Annotated in this window: 14 protein-coding genes; 6 read left to right on the plus strand and 8 right to left on the minus strand. The window is 37.1% G+C overall.

All coding sequences use genetic code 11. From position 1 onward, the window contains the following. The 4 genes from ACFQ18_RS14215 to ACFQ18_RS14230 form a co-directional block, all read right to left on the minus strand. Positions 1-1,422 (minus strand): NAD-dependent succinate-semialdehyde dehydrogenase, encoded by a 1,422-nt coding sequence (locus ACFQ18_RS14215; RefSeq protein ID WP_204798590.1) that lies wholly within the window; start codon positions 1,420-1,422, stop codon positions 1-3. 11 nt (positions 1,423-1,433) lie between these two features. Then, a complete protein-coding gene (locus tag ACFQ18_RS14220) occupies positions 1,434-2,519 on the minus strand; it encodes a C45 family autoproteolytic acyltransferase/hydolase (RefSeq protein WP_204798591.1) in 1,086 nt (361 codons plus the stop codon). 59 nt (positions 2,520-2,578) lie between these two features. Further along, on the minus strand, positions 2,579-3,961 hold the full coding sequence (locus ACFQ18_RS14225) for an aminotransferase family protein (RefSeq protein WP_204798592.1): 1,383 nt from the start codon (positions 3,959-3,961) through the stop codon (positions 2,579-2,581). Between the two features lie 230 nt (positions 3,962-4,191). Next, positions 4,192-6,303, minus strand: coding sequence for a sigma 54-interacting transcriptional regulator (locus ACFQ18_RS14230; protein ID WP_204798593.1), 2,112 nt, complete (start codon positions 6,301-6,303; stop codon positions 4,192-4,194). Positions 6,304-6,560: 257 nt separating this feature from the next. Here ACFQ18_RS14230 and nhaC point away from each other — a divergent pair, with 257 nt between their 5' ends. Next, the gene (nhaC, locus tag ACFQ18_RS14235; RefSeq protein ID WP_204798594.1) at positions 6,561-7,982 is read left to right on the plus strand and encodes a Na+/H+ antiporter NhaC; all 1,422 of its coding nucleotides are present in this window, start codon (positions 6,561-6,563) and stop codon (positions 7,980-7,982) included. 445 nt (positions 7,983-8,427) lie between these two features. Here the strand turns inward: nhaC and ACFQ18_RS14240 are convergent, their stop codons facing one another. Beyond that, on the minus strand, positions 8,428-9,351 hold the full coding sequence (locus ACFQ18_RS14240) for an Rpn family recombination-promoting nuclease/putative transposase (protein ID WP_204798595.1): 924 nt from the start codon (positions 9,349-9,351) through the stop codon (positions 8,428-8,430). A gap of 120 nt (positions 9,352-9,471) precedes the next feature. Then, entirely contained in the window at positions 9,472-9,954 is a 483-nt protein-coding gene (locus tag ACFQ18_RS14245; protein WP_204798821.1) for an IS1096 element passenger TnpR family protein, read from the minus strand. Between the two features lie 270 nt (positions 9,955-10,224). Between ACFQ18_RS14245 and ACFQ18_RS14250 the strand changes: the two genes are divergently transcribed. Together ACFQ18_RS14250 and ACFQ18_RS14255 are read left to right on the plus strand one after the other, a co-directional pair. Next, entirely contained in the window at positions 10,225-10,587 is a 363-nt protein-coding gene (locus ACFQ18_RS14250) for a helix-turn-helix transcriptional regulator (protein ID WP_204798820.1), read from the plus strand. Next, complete coding sequence (locus ACFQ18_RS14255; protein WP_204798819.1) at positions 10,574-11,572, plus strand: HAAS signaling domain-containing protein; 999 nt, start codon at positions 10,574-10,576, stop codon at positions 11,570-11,572. The genes ACFQ18_RS14250 and ACFQ18_RS14255 overlap by 14 nt, the downstream gene beginning before the upstream one ends. A 357-nt stretch (positions 11,573-11,929) precedes the next feature. Here ACFQ18_RS14255 and ACFQ18_RS14260 read toward each other — a convergent pair whose 3' ends face one another. After that, complete coding sequence (locus ACFQ18_RS14260; protein ID WP_204798818.1) at positions 11,930-12,106, minus strand: hypothetical protein; 177 nt, start codon at positions 12,104-12,106, stop codon at positions 11,930-11,932. Positions 12,107-12,413: 307 nt separating this feature from the next. Between ACFQ18_RS14260 and ACFQ18_RS14265 the strand changes: the two genes are divergently transcribed. The 3 genes from ACFQ18_RS14265 to ACFQ18_RS14275 all read left to right on the plus strand — a co-directional run bounded on the left by ACFQ18_RS14265 (position 12,414) and on the right by ACFQ18_RS14275 (position 16,075). Further along, on the plus strand, positions 12,414-13,214 hold the full coding sequence (locus tag ACFQ18_RS14265) for an Fpg/Nei family DNA glycosylase (RefSeq protein WP_204798817.1): 801 nt from the start codon (positions 12,414-12,416) through the stop codon (positions 13,212-13,214). 15 nt (positions 13,215-13,229) lie between these two features. Beyond that, entirely contained in the window at positions 13,230-14,063 is an 834-nt protein-coding gene (locus ACFQ18_RS14270; RefSeq protein WP_204798816.1) for a deoxyribonuclease IV, read from the plus strand. Positions 14,064-14,359: 296 nt separating this feature from the next. Then, positions 14,360-16,075: an ABC transporter ATP-binding protein gene (locus ACFQ18_RS14275; RefSeq protein ID WP_204798815.1), complete on the plus strand. Its 1,716-nt coding sequence runs from the start codon at positions 14,360-14,362 to the stop codon at positions 16,073-16,075. Positions 16,076-16,235: 160 nt separating this feature from the next. Here ACFQ18_RS14275 and ACFQ18_RS14280 read toward each other — a convergent pair whose 3' ends face one another. Beyond that, entirely contained in the window at positions 16,236-16,805 is a 570-nt protein-coding gene (locus ACFQ18_RS14280; RefSeq protein WP_204798814.1) for a Uma2 family endonuclease, read from the minus strand. Between the last annotated feature and the right edge of the window lie 856 nt (positions 16,806-17,661).

A 17,661-nucleotide genomic window follows, 5' to 3' on the forward strand; every position in this document is an offset into this window, starting at 1 on the left:
TTATTTTGTATTTACTGAAACAAGTTTCTCTTCCAAATAATCATCAAGGCCATACTTTCCGCCTTCTCTCCCCATACCACTTTCCTTCACTCCGCCAAATGGCGCTTGGACAGTAATAGGTGCAGCATCATTAATTCCTACAATCCCGTATTCAAGTTCCTCCATCATACGGAATCCACGACTTAAATCTTTCGTAAAGCAATAACCTGCCAAACCATAGGTAACATGATTCGCCTTTTCAATCACTTCTTCTTCGGTTTTAAATGTAAAGATAGGCGCTACAGGACCAAATGTTTCCTCCTCTGCTATCTTCATCGATTCAGTGGCACCTTGAATTACCGTTGGTTCATAAAAATATCCTTGACCCTCATGAGTCGAATAAACTTTTCCGCCACTTAACACCTTCCCGCCTTGGTTAACAGCATCTTGGACATGGGTTTCTACTTTCTCCAAAGCGTGCTTATTAATGAGTGGACCAACATCTGTACCTTCTTCCATTCCGTTACCAACCTGTAGATGTGCTACTTTTTCAGCAAGTCTTTTGCCGAATTCCTCTGCAATATTTTCTGCAACATAAACCCGATTCGTACTGATACATGTTTGACCAGCATTTCTGAATTTTGATGCCAATACACCATCTACCGCCATTTCAATGTCCGCATCTTCAAATACGATTAAAGGGGCATGACCTCCCAATTCCATGGATACTTTCTTGACTGTGCCAGCACTGTCACGAAGTAGTTTTTTTCCAACAGCTGTTGAGCCTGTAAATGTAATTTTTCGAACATCCGGATTACTGGTCATTTCTGCACCAATCTCTTCTGCTGGCCCGATCACAAGATTCACTACACCTTTTGGTATACCGGCCTCATGAAAGCATTCAAAAACCTTAATTGCTGATAGTGGCGTAGCTGGTGCTGGTTTTAAAACGACAGTACATCCTGCTGCAAGAGCTGGTGCAAGCTTACGCGTAATCATCGAAAACGGAAAATTCCAAGGTGTGATTGCTGCTGCAACCCCGACTGGCTGGCGAAGTACTAAAATACGCTTGTCAGGATGGGAAGCAGGAACTGTGTCTCCATAAACTCTTTTTGCCTCTTCGGCATACCATTCTAAGTACTTGATCCCACTAATTACTTCCCCTGTAGCATCTACTAATGGTTTTCCATTTTCTTTCGTAATGGTTTCTGCTAATTCATCTTGACGTTCTTTCATCAGCTCTACAACCTTCGCGAGATATTCACCTCGTTTTTCACCAGTTTCTTTCTTCCATGATTTAAATGCCTCTTTTGCTGATTGAATGGCTTCCTTTGTTTCCTTTTGTCCTACGGATGCAACTGCTTCTATTACTTCACCTGTTGCAGGGTTGATTACATCTATTGTTTGATTGGACTCTCTCCACGCTCCATTGATATAGACCATTTCTCTTCACCTCACAAAATTTCTTCAAATTGACTTTCTGATGGTTTTCCAACACATAAGAACATTTTTCGTTTTGATAGATTCATAATAATCGAGAAGACCGTTTCCATTTGTCGGTGTTCTGGCGCCATATGATTTGGAAAATGATTGATGGAATTTGGCTTATTGTATGTGTCTGCTAGCCAAGTTTTAAATAATTCCTCATCAAGTGATTGATTTGAAGCTCTCGCTATTTGAATCAGCTGCTCCGCTCGAAACTTACGCAGCATGGAATCGTCCTGCCGAAATTCATTCATATCTTTTAAGTGTTCTTTGACAACGTTCGAACAAATATGATTTGTATGTACCAATGTACCATTATTATCTGTCACATAATCCATTCCAAATGGGGATACTTCTCCATTTACAGCCATTCCATTTCCATTACCGTCATCACTTCCAATTAAAAAACTAGCGGCAGAAGCCATTTGTTCTCCTTTTATTTTTGAAATTGCCTCCGGTAACGAATGAGAATTCAGAACCGCACGTAAACCCAAATGAATTGGAATGGCGTCAGATTTTTTATCGGTTATCAAGGCATTAAAACAAACCCCAACACCTGCAGAGTTAAAGCCAATTTTTCCAATAATGCCGCCTTCCGTTACCATTTTTATGCTAGGTTTATTTTCACTGTGGATGTCCAATAGCAGCAAGCTTTCCTTCTGACGACCTTTCCAATCCCAGTTTTGTCCAATGATGGTCTCGGATGCTGCTGGTGGCATAACTCCAATTGCCGTACAACCATCAGAAAAGGAGGTTCCCTTATATCCAGCAAGAGCGATTTCACTGCGCGCATTGAGAGCAAGAATATCCTCAAAGTCTACCCCCGCACCAATTGCAATCCCTTCCATTTCTTCTATCATTTCTGCATCATAGCTTTCAATCGCCTTTAAATGCGGTAGTGCTCGTTCTCTGGCTTCTTTCCAGCTAATTCCCTGATAACCATGGAACAATTTTTCATAGGTTTCAAGACTTTGAAAGACTTGTTCCTTCCCCTCGCTCCCATGTGCTTTTCCTATTTCTTTTGAAGACCCTCGAAGTTCTAGTCGTTTAATCATGGTTCACTCCTCTTTCTTTCATAATGGGAAGAATGATTCATTCCTCCCATCTATAATCTTTAACCTAATTTTTTCACAAATGCTGTAATCGAATCATCAATAATTCCAATCATCTCTTCTATTTCCTGTTTATTAATAATGAGTGGTGGTGCTATAGCAATGATTTCTCGGTGCGACCCCAAAGTACGTAGAATCAATTTACGGTCGAAACATTCATCCACCACTACCGTTGCTGGTTGAACAGCGTCATCAAATAATTTATTAGTTTCTGGATCCTCATATAGCTCAATAGCTGCTAATAGGCCGAGTGATCTCGTATTTGTCACATGCTTATGCTTATCTTCTAAATAGCGGAATCCATCTTTCAGCACTTTTTCCATTGCCTGAACATGCTCAATGATATGGTCTCGTTCAAGTATTTCAATATTTTTCAAGGCAACTGCACATGCTGTTGGATGCCCGCTATACGTGAATCCATGACTTAATACTCCATCATACTGTACGAGCGTATTGCGAATTTCATCACGTAACATCACGCCGCCTAATTGCGAATAGCCGCTTGAAATCCCTTTAGCCATACTCATTAGGTCTGGAACTACATCCCAATGATCTACTGCAAACATCTTTCCTGTACGGCCAAAGCCACAAATCACTTCATCTGCAATCATCAAAATACCAAATTCGTCACAAAGCTTGCGAACTGCTTGAATGTAACCTTCTGGTGGTATATGAACCCCGCCAGACCCTTGTACTGGTTCCAAGATGACGGCCGCAATTGTATCCGCACCTTCTTTTTCTATAATACCTCGAATGGAACCTTCATAATTCGGATCACTCTTATCCCCTAACTCACAATTAGTCAGATGGGCTTTCGCATGGTACACCTCACCAATATTAGATCCAGCAAAATTATGAAATGCAGGAATTCCCGTAGCAGCTTGCGCTGCAACCGTTACACCGTGATATGCATTATGAAGAGCGATAATCTTTCTCTTAGATGGCTTCCCTTTTAATTCCCAGTAAAATCTGGACAGTTTGAATGCGGTATCATTTGATTCCGATCCACCTGAAGTATAAAAGACTGCATTTAAATCCCCTGGAGCAATTTCTGCCAACTTCTTGGAAAGTTCAATTGCCGGCTCATTGGAATAACCTTTAAATGAGGAAGAATAAGCCATGTTCATCATTTGATCATAAGCTGCTTGGGCAAGTTCTTTATTTCCATGTCCTAAATTCACGTTCCATAACATTGCTAGACCGTCTAAATATCTCTCTCCATCCGTACTGGTAGCATAAACACCATTACCACTCGAAAAAATAAGAGGCGATCCATCTGTAGCTTGGGCTTTTGCCGATGTAGTTGGATGGATATAATGTTTCTTATCCAATTCTACTAATCTAGCCGTTTTATCCGTTGTAGTTTGTACATTTCCAGTTGTCATAATATAAAACCTCCAATTATTATTGATTAATAATATTCATCTCACATTTATACTTGCAAAATTCATGCCAACAGAAGATGACTTTTCTTTAAAACCTTTCCAAATGCCGATTTAATCGGTATAAAAAAATATTTCTTCTTTTAAACACCCCCTTTTTTAACTATTTAAAATACTCTTTATTATGCAAAATCTCATACCGATATGCAATGTAGCATAACATTATGCATTCATTAAACAGGTCTTGTTTGATTCTTCCGTTCCTGAATCTTCTTATATTTACGACTAACTGCAGATTGACTAATTCCTAGTGCCTTTGCCGCTTTAGTTGTTGTTTTATACTGCTGGATTGCCAGTGTAATTAATTGTTCCTCTACATATTCTTGCGCTTTTTGGAGAGGCATTATTCCCGTAATCATTGGTTTAGACTTACCAGAAACATCAAACCGTAAAAACTGACTCACAACATCAGAAGTAATCACATCATCCTCCGCTGTAATAAATAACCGCTCAATTAAATTCTGCAACTCTCTGATATTCCCCGGCCAAGCATATAACTCTAGTAGACTAAGTGCATCTGGTGAAAAATGATATTTCTTCTGATACTTCTTATTTAGCTTTTGAATAAAATGATGAGCAAGTAAAGGAACATCTTCTGGACGCTCCCTTAACGGCGGAATGTTTAGTGGAATAACATTAATCCTATAATACAAATCCTCCCTAAAGGTTCCATCCTCTACCATTTTCTCTAAATTCTTATTCGTTGCTGCAATAATTTGAACATCAATTGGAACCGGATCGGTACTACCAATTGGAACAACCTCATTTTCTTGAAGGACACGCAATAATTTCACTTGCAACTGCTGCGAAATTTCTCCGATCTCATCAAGAAATAAAATCCCACCATTCGCCCTTTGAAAATAACCGATTTTCCCGTTGTTATCCGCACCCGTAAAAGCACCTTTCGTATAGCCAAACAATTCACTTTCCAACAAATTTTCAGGTATAGCCCCACAATTTATCGTAAGGAAAGTATTCTTTGACCGGCTTCCACGTTTATGGACTTCCTTTGCAATCAATTCCTTACCAACGCCGGATTCTCCTTGAATAAGTACAGTGGAGGAGAATTTGGCTAGCTTTTCAATTTGCATGATGATCTTTTCCATTTTTTGACTGCTATAGATAATACGATCGGAAGGACTTTCTTTATTTTTCAAATGATTTAGTTCTTCCTTATATTTATCTGACTTTTCTTTTGTCTTCTCAAGCTCCGACTTTAGCTTCGTATGTTCTGTAATATCCCTTGAAGCAATCACAATCCGAAGAAGTTCTCCATCTTCGTTAAATATTGGATTCCCGATGGATAAGATTTTCAATCCAGAATCCGTCTCTTGAACTACCGAAACTTTTTCCCTTTTCTCCATTACTAGTCTTGTAACGGACGGAGTAAACAAGCCTGCCTGTTCTAAATCAAGTAAACTTTTTCCTATCAATTCCTTTAAGTTGATTCTCCAAAAATCAGAAATATAATTTTCACTATGACGAATAAGCTCTCCTTCACCATTCACAATGAGAATCTCATCATAAATCGTAGCCAGAATAGCATTTAGATCGTGATTTAGGTTTTTGACAAAATCCATTTCCACAGCCATTTCTTCGACCATCGGTAAATCCTGGACAATAATGACCGCCCCGTCCACTTTTTCCTTTTCACCATCTCGGACCATAACAGGGCTGTAGTCGACTAGCACTCCCATTTCATCTGTAATATGAATTTGGTTTAGCATGGTTTTCCCTGTTAAAAAAACACTATTTAAATGCTCCTCCGAAAATATGGACCTAGCATCGGCACCAAGAACATCTTCTTTTTGACTGCGAATCATTTTCAACCCAGAATCATTATAATTTACAATTTTCTTATCCCGATCAACAATGAACATTCCTAGTGGTATCGAAGTTAATAAAAGCTTTATAAAATCTCCATTCTGGTTCTCTCTTTTCAACAATTCAATAAGTATATCTTCTCGATGAATATAGCCAATCAACTTACTATTTCTATCTTTAACCAAAATAATAGGTTGCCCTAACACTTGGAAAATAAAGGGAAAAGAGAGATCTTTCCCTTCATTAAAGATAACTAGTTCTTCTATCGGATTGGCATAGGATTGGATTTCTTCCCAATTCGCGTCATATTGCACCTCTTTGGTATAAACATAAGCATAAAGCTCATGATTCCTTTCCAAGAAGATATAATCGCTTTGATCATCGATGAGTTTTTCTTTTATTCTCTGATTTTCCGATATGACAATTATCGGCTTTAATTTACTTTGAATGGCTTCGAACATTTTGTACAGTCCCCCATTTCTTGCACATAAAATGAAAAGTATCTTAATTTATTCAAAAATGAATAGCTATGCTTTCTTGCATAAATATTAACAGAAAAATCATACTCTTTAAAGTTATGTTTACAAATTTATTATTTGTTATATTTAGTATTTTATCACAACCATTGGAAACCGCTTACAAATAACACTAATAAATTTAAATTTGGCATACTTTTTGCAAGAAAATGGTAAAGGGAATTTTACGAGGAGGAACGAAGATGAATCCAGAAACACAAAAAAAGCCTACGCTTTATGTAGCATTGATTCCGATTATCTTTATGGTTATTGCTCTAATAATCGGGATTGGAATCTATGAAACTGATCCACATATTCCTTTATTCTTAAGTGCCATTGTTGCATCCATTACTGCACTTTCGTTAGGATATTCTTGGAACACGTTAGAAAAAGGAATAATTAAAGGAGTTAGTTTATCATTACAAGCCATTTTAATTTTACTTGTAATCGGTATCATAATCGGAACATGGATTGCAGGCGGTATTGTTCCGACAATGATTTACTACGGGATGGAAATTCTGTCACCAACCTATTTTCTATTTGCAGCCTGCCTAATTTCTTGTATTGTTGCACTTGCATCTGGAAATGCTTGGACTGCCGCGGGTACTATAGGAATTGCACTTATGGGGGTTTCAGAAGGACTAGGGGTTAACCCTGCTATGGCAGCTGGTGCCGTCATTTCTGGTGTCTATTTTGGGGACAAAATATCTCCGCTATCTGAAACAACAAATCTTACGCCAGGAGTTGCTGGTTCAGAACTTTTCGAGCACATTAAACATATGTTATACACCACCATTCCATCATTAATTATCTCATTAATCATATACTTCATTTTAGGGTTCTTTTCATCTGGAGATGGATCAGATATCGAACAAGTTGCACTTCTTCAAGAAAATCTATCACAAATCTATAATCTATCTCCATGGCTTCTCGTTGTACCAGCAATCGTTATCATGATGATGATTCGTAAAATGCCAGCCATGCCAGCACTAGCCATCGGTTCACTAATGGGAGCTGTTTGCGCAATTCTCGTACAAGGGGTATCCATTAAAGAGACCCTTACAACCATGTATTATGGGTACTCTATCGAAACAGATATGGAGGTTTTAAACAATCTACTGAACAATGGTGGTGTAGAAGCCATGCTATGGACGGTGTCATTAATTCTAATCGCCATGAGCTTCGGAGGAATATTGGAAATAGCGGGATTTTTCGCCGTTATTGTAGAAAGCCTAATGAACTTAGTAAAATCTACTGGAAGCCTTATTACAACAACTGTCGGAACATCAATCGCCTCCAATATAGTTGGCTGTGATCAATACCTATCCATCATTATTCCTGCAAGAATGTATGCAGCAGAATATAAAAGAAGAGGGCTCAAGTTAAAAAACCTATCACGAACGGTGGAAGACGCTGGAACCATGACATCTCCACTTGTCCCTTGGAATACCTGTGGTGCCTTTATGTTTGCAACGCTGGGAGTCAGTGCCCTTAGCTATGCACCGTTCGCTTTTTTATGCCTTTTAAGTCCAATCTTCGCTATTATTTATGGATTCACAGGTTTTACGATAGAGTATGAAGAAGGTCATCAGGAACAAGAGGTGAAGGCTTTAAGTAACAGTTAATCATATGTTCAGTAACCATTTACGGAACCAGAATCCGTTCCGTTTCGAGCAAGATTTAAAACAAAATGAACTATTAGTCCTTTGATTGGTGTTATAACGATGTAATGGCGGGGAATTTCGAATATGCTGTGGTCTGAAACTTTAACCTGGACAATTCGTTATTCCCCAATGCATCTTTCCAATGATGCTATATCAAAATCACTTCTTGGACTACTTCTAGCTAGTAAGAGGGAAGATAATAATAGCAATATCCACTGTAATTCCTTGTCTTACTATAACTGGAAATATTCCAATTTCACTTTTACGCAATCTTCCTTCGTATATCCCATTTTTTCATAAGAAATGGTGTTACAGCTGGATTTGTCTAGATCTATAAAAACACATTTCTTTTAATTAAATAAAAGGGGCTGATACGAAATCCCATTGCACCAGCCCATCCGGATAACTAAATTTCGCCATCCAAATTATCTTTTATCTTTACTACTTTATCTATACTTAACCCCGACACTTCTGCAATTAGTTCAAGGGATAGCCCTTTTTTCAGCATGTTGTGAACTACTTGTTCTCTTTCTTTTTCAATTCCTTTTTCAATTCCCTCTTTTATTCCAATTTCAATTCCCTTTTCTATATAAGAATTGGGTAGTTCAAGGATTCGATCCGCTTCTTCTTTTGGTAATTTCGAAACTTCTTTATTCATTTGTTCTTCCTCCTTATCGTTTAACTTCAGATATGTTTCAAAAAAACCGTAGATTAACTCCATTTTTGCCGGATTTAATTCCATTCGACTAACCATACGCAAAAATTCCAGTTTTACTTGTACACGTTCTTCCTCCGTATATCCCATTTTGCTGAGTAGTGCAGCTGCAGCCGGATTGTCCTTATGGATAAATTGACGCCAGTTCTTGTTAATCAAATGAAGTTTAAGGTAACGAAATTCTAATACAGATAGGCTTGGGAACTTCACGGTTAATTGTTCAGGGACTTCTTTACGATCATTATAGCTAAAAATAGCGATTGGTAAAATGGGTTTGCGATGTTTTTCGTAGAGACGGGAATAATAAATAAACATACGTTCATGGAATTCTTGTTGGTAGTAAGACTGTGGTTCGATATGAATAAGAAGTATTTTATCTTCTCCTTTGAAGTTAACTTCGGCTAAGATATCAATTCTTCGCCTCTCACCTTTTATAATATCCGTAAATATTTCTTGTTCTAGGAATCTTGCTGTGGAAAAATTGATGTAGGAATACTCTTCGGGGAAAAACGCCTCGATGAATTCTTGGAAAAAGGTCTGAATTAACTCCTTGAACAAGCGGTCGTGGTCAATGTAAGGGGGTTTTCTTTCGAGGACAAATAATGATGATTCCAATAGATTACAACCTTTCTAAATTTTGATAGTAACTCTATTCGATTATACTAAAAATTACAACATTTATCTATATTTACTCCAGATTTATCAAAGATCGAAAAAAATAAAAAAGGATCCGTTTTACCACTTTCGGTCTATATCCTCCGGTTCAGCTTCCCCTAAACAGAATTGACCCCCACTATCTTCTTCGGGTGCCAAATATTCAGCATCAACACAGTGTGGATACTTGACCCCTTTTTCGGGCTTTATCTTTTTTAGTAAAGTAATTTCATGTCTCCAGTCATCACCAAAATCATATGTATAGATAACAGTATCTTTCGCCATTTTAAACCAATCAGATATTTTTTCTTTCTTTTCATCATATTCATCGTTCATGATGAAAAAATTATCTTCTTTCTCACTATTTGGCGTAATCGACACATCCTCTACCCTAGTCCCATTTGTCTTCGTAACGGAAAAGTCATGTAAATGATAATTATCCCAGTCAAATGCAATTTGTAGTATATGATGTAAATCATAAAAAGTTATCCTTCCGTCAACCTGAATTTTACGAAAAACAGATTCATCTAAAAGACGTAATGTAATTTTTAACTCATAAATCACAGGATCACCTCGCTTTTCTTTTATTTTAATGCATTACAATAAAATATAACAACTTAAGAAAGGGCAACTTTTTCCTAAAAAGGCAATTCGGCCCCAAATTAAAGTGGCTGTAAACCTTTAGACAAAATCCAAAGGGGCAAAGAATTCTATCTCAATATCAAAACCACATTAATAAGACCATTTTCTCTTTAGTACATTTTATAAGCAACATTAATGTGCACTTTACAATAGTGTGCATCATACATTATAATAAATCCAGGAGTTGATTATGTGGCTGACGCAAAGGAACATTTAGATAAATTGTTGCAGGAATTGAGACGAGGTACCATTACGATTGGTGTACTAAGCCAACTTTCTGAAGCCCAATATGGATATTCCCTCGTAACGATGCTAAGCGAAAAGGGGATACCTGTTGAGCCTGGAACATTATACCCATTGCTAAGAAGATTAGAAAAACAGGGTCTTTTAGATAGTCAATGGGATACGAATGAGGCTAGACCGAGGAAATATTATTTACTGAGTAAAACGGGAAAGGAAGTTTTTGATTTGCTGGTTGTAGAATGGAAAAGCATCGTTTCCAGCTTAAATCATGTTATTGAAAATGAAGGGGACGAAAAGAATGGAGACCATTGATCGGTATATCTATGCGGTTACCCAAAAGCTGCCACAAGCTCAACGAAAAGACATTGCTGATGAGCTTCGTGGATTAATTGAAGATATGTTGGAAGAACGAGTTGGTATTGCGAATATAAAAGAAAGTGATGTTGAGGATGTATTATTGGAACTTGGTAGCCCAAATGAATTAGCAGAAAAATATCGGGGTACTAAGAAATATTTAATTGGTCCGGAACTTTTTGATTCCTATATTTTAGTATTAAAGATTGTTCTTATTGTGGTAAGTGCTGGTATTGGTATCGGCTTTTTAATCCAAACTATTTTAGATCCCATTTCTATTCTAGATTATTTTATTGATATGATTGTTTCACTGGTTACTTCCCTTCCGATGGCTTTCGGTTGGACGACATTTAGCTTTGCGATAGGTGAACGATCCGGGGAGGTAAAGCGAAAGGATTTAATCGGCCAGGAATGGAAACCATCCGATTTACCACCAATTCCAGATGAAAAGAGACAAATTAAACGTGGTGAATCCATAGCAGGAATTATTTTTTACGCTATTTTTATTGCATTTCTCGCCTTTTCCAGTGACTATTTTGGAATTTGGGTATTCCAAGACGAATTTACTGGTGTTGTTCCATTCTTGAATGAGCAAACGTATGGTTCGTATTTGATGTTTATCATTCTCCTATTTGGGTTCGGAATTTTAAAAGAATGCCTAAAACTCGTTTCAGGAAAATGGACATATAAGTTAGCAATTGTTACGATCATTGTGAATGCAGTTTCCATGGCCGCGATAGTATTTATAATAAATGGCCCTGATTTTTGGAATCCTGAATTTATGAACGAATTAGCAGAAGCCGGTGTGGTTACAGTTGGATCTGAAGCGTTTGACATTGTAAATAAGGTATGGGATCAGTTAACATTTTGGATTATCATTCTGCTTGTTATCGGTTTAGTGTGGGATGCTGTGGACGGATTTATTAAAGCTCGAAAAAAATAATATCTTCAAATGACGCATGGTTGAGTAGGATTATATTCAATTATGCGTTTTTGGTGATAACGCAGAGTAGCGAATTTTCTTACTCCTGAATTTCAACATACTTCTGTAGAAAATAAATACCCGAATAACGTTCACTACGATGTAAATCATTTGGGTATTATTTCTCATAATATTAAATCAATATTTCCACCAAGATGTGGTTGGGCAGCGCGTTGGATAGCGGAAAAAGTACCCCATGAATGAAAAAGAGATTCGGTTATTGAAGGAAAAATGGGGATAGGCAACATATGCACTATCTCCATCTTACCTAGTTTCCACCACTTAACTTTTCTTTTATCTTAATCACATTTTTTACACTTATTCCCGATAACTCCGCAATTTGTTCAACGGGCAGGCCCTTTTCAGCATGTTTTGCACTACTTTTTCTCGTTCGTTTTCTTTACCTATTTCAATCCCCTTTTCCAAATAAGAATTAGGTAATTCTAGAATGCGATCCGCTTCTTCTTTTGGTAATTTCGCAACTTTCTCATTCATTTGTTTTTCCCCTTTTCGTTTAACTTTAGGTAAGTTTCGAAAAATCCAAAAATTAACTCCATCTTTGCTGGGTTTAATCCCATTTTACATAGGAGTGCTGCTACTACTGGATTTTGCTTATCGATAAAAGTATCGGGCTTACACCTGCAATAGCTAAACCAATGGCAATCATCATGACTGACAAACCAATATTATGCAACCAAAAATGGAGCTTAGCTAGAGTTGTCTTTTCGAGATTAGATCCACTCATAACTTATCCATATCGAGGGAATAATGGTAGTACACAAAATGTTGGAGGAGTCCGATTATGCCAGAATTACCCGAGATGGAAACATACAAATCTTTACTACAACCATTAATTGGCGGCAAAAAGATCACAGAAGTAACGATTAATCGCGAAAAAACCATTAATGTTCCAATTAACCAATTTAAAGCTCAAGTAGAAAACCAGAAACTAGAAACCATTCAAAGACGAGCAAAGTATTTAATATTTAAGCTTCAAAATGGGTCATGTTTACTTTTACATCTTATGCTAGGTGGAAAAATGTTTTACGGAGATGAACATGATAAGCCAGATCGGACGGTACAAGTGCAGTTATCTTTTGGAAATCAGCATCTTTATTTTATAGGTCTTAGGCTTGGTTACTTGCATCTTTTATCACAAGAAATGGTTGACCAGGAATTTCAAGACATTGGATTTGAACCACTTAATCCTAATTTTTCTTTGGATTCATTTAGGGACATGATGAATAAAAAAAGAGGCAAATTAAAATCTACACTGCTAAATCAGGAGTTTATAGCCGGTATCGGAAATCGTTACTCCGATGAAATTCTTTGGCATGCACATTTATTGCCAGATAAAAACATACCAGATTTAGATGTAGCTCAGATTAACAACCTATTCGAGTCAACGCGATATATTCTTCACCTTGGCATCCAGCAAGGTGGGTACATGGATCCCCTTTATAAGGAAGATAATAAAACAGGTGGTTATCAAATGTTCGTTCATAACCGGGAAGGAGAAGCATGCCCACGATGTCATGCACCCATTGTCCAAAAAGAAATCTCGTCACGAAAAACATACTTTTGTAACAACTGCCAGCATTAAACGAGGAGAATAAATATGAAATTTGGTTGTCATCTTTCCATTGGAGACGGATATTTAGGAGCGGCAAAAAAGGCATTCAAAATGGGTGCTGCAGCATTTCAATATTTCCCGAAAAACCCACGAAGTCTGTCCATCAAAGACTTTAATCAAGATGATGCTGCTTTATGTAAAACGTTTTGTGAGGAAAATAATATTTTATCTGTCAGCCATACACCATATCCAACGAGTATAACTCCCCATGACGTGAAAAAGCGTGAGCAGGTTATCCGTTCCCTCTTAAATGATTTGGGAATAACAGAAGCCTGTGGTTCGATAGGTGCAGTTGTTCATTTTGGTAAACACCTTAAAAATAAAACGTTAATCGAAAGCTATCAATTAATGATCGAAGTACTTAATGACGTTTTATCCAAGTGGGATGGACAGGCTAAAATATTGTTAGAAAACAACGCAGGAGTGCCAGGAACCATTGGTACGACATTAGAAGAACTCGTACAAATTCGAAAACTTTGTGATTACCCAGAGAAGATTGGATTTTGTTTGGATACATGTCATGCCTTTTCTTGTAGTTTATGGAATGGAGATAATTGGGCGGAAGTTATTCAAAAAGGAAAGGACTTAGGCTATTTTGATGAACTAAAAGTCATTCATCTCAACAATTCCAAATATCCAAGCGGAGAAGGAAAAGATCGACACGCTCCTATTTTTCAAGGTGGGTACATTAAAGAAGACCAATTTGATCAATTAATGAAAACCCCTAAGTTGAAAGGAATTCCCTTTATTTTGGAAACTCCTAAAGAAGTAGTGCCACATGAGAAGGAGATTAAGCAATTGCAGAAAATATGGGGATAGGAAACATTTAAGCTAGTCCTTCCCCTTATCCAACAACGACATCTCTTACAGTTTTGGTCAATCTTATAGGAGTAACTCTCCATATTGCTTTTCTTCTCTTTTTCTGTCATGATGTATAATCAGAGCAGAAAGAAGGTTAATAGCGGGTTTGATATGATTAAATAGTTAAATAGAAATATAGTGTCCAGCCTTTCAATGAAAATGGTACAGATCAAAGGTAAAGCCATTATAATTAAAACTAATAAAAACTAAGCATAATCTTAGTTTTATAGATTAAAGAAAAGGAAGTGTGTTGTTTGCTACGCCGTTTTTTCTCGTATTACAAGCCGCATAAGCGGTTATTTATTATAGATTTTACAGCTGCAGTCATTGTTGCGATTTTGGAACTGGCATTTCCGATTGCTGTACAGTGGTTTATTGACGAACTGCTACCAGGGAATGACTGGAATCTGATTGTAACGGTTAGTGTTTTATTGTTGCTCGTCTATTTATTAAGTACATTTTTACAATATATTGTAACGTATCTTGGTCATAAACTTGGCGTGAACATCGAAACAGACATGCGAGAGGACTTGTTTCGCCATGTTCAGCGACAGTCATTCCGATTTTTTGATAATACCAAAACTGGACATATTATGAGCCGCATCACCAATGATTTATTTGATATCGGTGAGCTCGCACACCATGGGCCAGAAGACTTTTTCATTGCTATCATGACTTTTGTCGGTACATTTATTATTATGTTTACCGTCAACCCATTACTTGCTTTCATTATATTAATTGCCGTTCCTATTCTTATTTTCCTTATCGCTTTTAGTAATATAAAGATGAACAAAGCATGGAAGAAGATGTATGAGAAGATAGCCGGTGTTAATGCCCGTGTGGAGGATGCGGTGTCTGGCGTGAGAGTTGTCCAATCTTTCACGAATGAAACATTTGAAATGGACCGTTTTATAGAAGATAACAATAGTTTTCGAAAAACAAAAATTGGAGCATATAAAGTGATGGCGCTCGTCCATTCCAATATCTATATGCTGATGCGTCTGATTACACTACTCGTCCTTGTCGTTGGAGCATGGCTAACCTTTAATGGACAACTATCCTACGGGGGACTTGTCAGTTTTGTATTATATGTTAATGTACTATTCAATCCTATCCAAAAAATCACCGCGTTATTGGAATTGTATCCGAAAGGGATGGCTGGCTTTCAGCGTTTTGTTGATTTACTGGACGTTTCCCCGGATGTGAAAGATAAAGAAAACGCGAAAGAAGTTGAAACGTTAAAAGGAGACATTTCCTTTCATCATGTGACATTTGGTTATGAAAAAACGCAAGCTCCCGTGTTGAACGAGCTGAGCTTTGACATTAAAGCAGGACAAACCGTCGCCTTTGTAGGATCTTCCGGAGCTGGAAAAACAACAATATGCTCGCTGATTCCAAGATTCTATGATGTCACAGGAGGTAGCATCACCATTGACGGGATCGATATTCGTGATATAACGAAAAAGTCATTGCGGCAGCAAATTGGTGTTGTCCAGCAGGATGTCTTCTTGTTTACAGGTACCCTTCGTGAAAATATCGCCTATGGAAATCTACATGCGACAGATGAAGAAATTGAAGCCGCAGCAAGACAGGCACATATGGAGGAGTTTATTAGGGAATTACCAGATGGATACGAAACACAGGTCGGTGAGCGTGGTTTGAAACTGTCTGGTGGCCAGAAACAGCGGATTGCCATCGCCCGCATGTTTTTAAAGAAGCCGCCTATTCTAATCCTAGATGAAGCAACATCTGCATTAGATACGGAAACAGAAACAATCATTCAAAAAGCACTAAGTGATTTGGCAAAAGACCGTACAACCTTAGTCATCGCCCACCGGCTGGCAACGATAAAGAATTCCGACCGCATTATGGTGGTAAGCAAAGATGGAATTGAGGAAGAAGGCAGTCATGAAGAACTACTTGCACGTGATGGGATGTTTGCACACTTGCATCATGTACAGATGAGTTGATATAAAAAAAGAGAATTTCCTAGCCTGATAGGAGGTTCTCTTTTACTATTACTCTAATGTCTGTGACAACAATCTTTTTTTAAGCAACTGAAAACTAGTCAATGGCCCTATTCGAGCGGTGGCAAGCACTACTTAGAAGCACGGGGACAGGATCCATATTTCAAAATATTTCTTTAAGGTTTATTTCTAGTCCTCCAAAAAAATAAGATTTTATATCGTCTTCTATCGTAAAGAAGAGTGGCTTACCATATTGATTTTTACTATCCAAATAATAAACTTCTATAAGTTTGTTCAGTATATCTACTATCCAATATTCCTTTACGTTTGCCTTCTCATACAAATTCCTTTTCACTATTTTGTCCATTTTTACACTTGAAGGTGAAAGAATTTCAATAATGAAGTCTGGTGATCCTATACATCCTTGGTCATCAAGCTTATTTGTATCACAAATAACAGAAATATCTGGCTGCACAACATTAAATACCTCGTCATTCTTTTTCCCTTTAGAAAATAATCGTACATCAAATGGGGCAGCAAACACCTGGCAATTTCTCTCTTTAAAGAAATTCATAAGTTGAAAAGACAAATTCATAGAAACCTGTTGATGTTTTGTAGAAGGTGTGGGGGACATGTTGTAAGGGATACCATCAATAATCTCAATACGTTCTTCATCATCCCATAATAAGTAATCAGAATATGATAGTTTTCTATCAAATTGGGGAGTACTCATGAGTTTACCCTCCTTAAAAGATAATAAATCATAAGGATGAAAATAAAACCACTCAAAAGATTAGTTTAGTGAAAAAACAATATTTACTGTTTACCACATCTACCATATACTTTTATTGTAATGCAATACAATAAAAAATGACAACTTAAGAAATGGATGGTCATAATGGATTTTGTGCTTAATGTTAGCGAGAAGTAAATACAATGAATCGCTAAAATACAAGAAGTAGATTGCACTGACACGATTTCTGTGCTTTTCTTTAACAAAACACAGCAATGACAGGGGTTAAGACTATTTAAATATATCTTTTATGGAGAACTTGGAAGAAAGCAAAACTAATACTATTGCAAATGATAATATTGAGTTCTTAATAATTATCCCCCTACTTTTCTTTCCCCTCTGTTTATCCATTCAATCCCTATTCCTTGGCAATCTGCCTCGAACTACAAATTTCTCCGCAGTATCATAAGGAAAAAACTGCTTTCCATCCTTCTCCCATACTGTTTCAATTATAATTGCATAATCATTTACATCTCGTAAAATAACAACTTGCCCTGGCTTTAGTTCTTTATCAGTTTCAATTAATGTACCGTTTTTATCGTCAAAGTGGTATTCATATACCTACTCAAAATCATCAAATGTCTTGTGTATTGCATGATTTAATAACATTAAAACACTCCTTTAAATAGCTAATAGTGATTTAAATTAACATAATATTTAGTATAATATTTTATATAAATTGAATTGATAAGAAATTTATTACTCTGGGCTGGATTAAAGTAAGCGTCAAATAGCCCACACCTAGTATTAAGGTATGGGCTATTTTATACTCTAACTAAGATTTAATTTGAACTTT

This window comes from Oceanobacillus caeni (assembly GCF_042678465.1).
GTDB lineage: Bacteria > Bacillota > Bacilli > Bacillales > Amphibacillaceae > Oceanobacillus > Oceanobacillus caeni.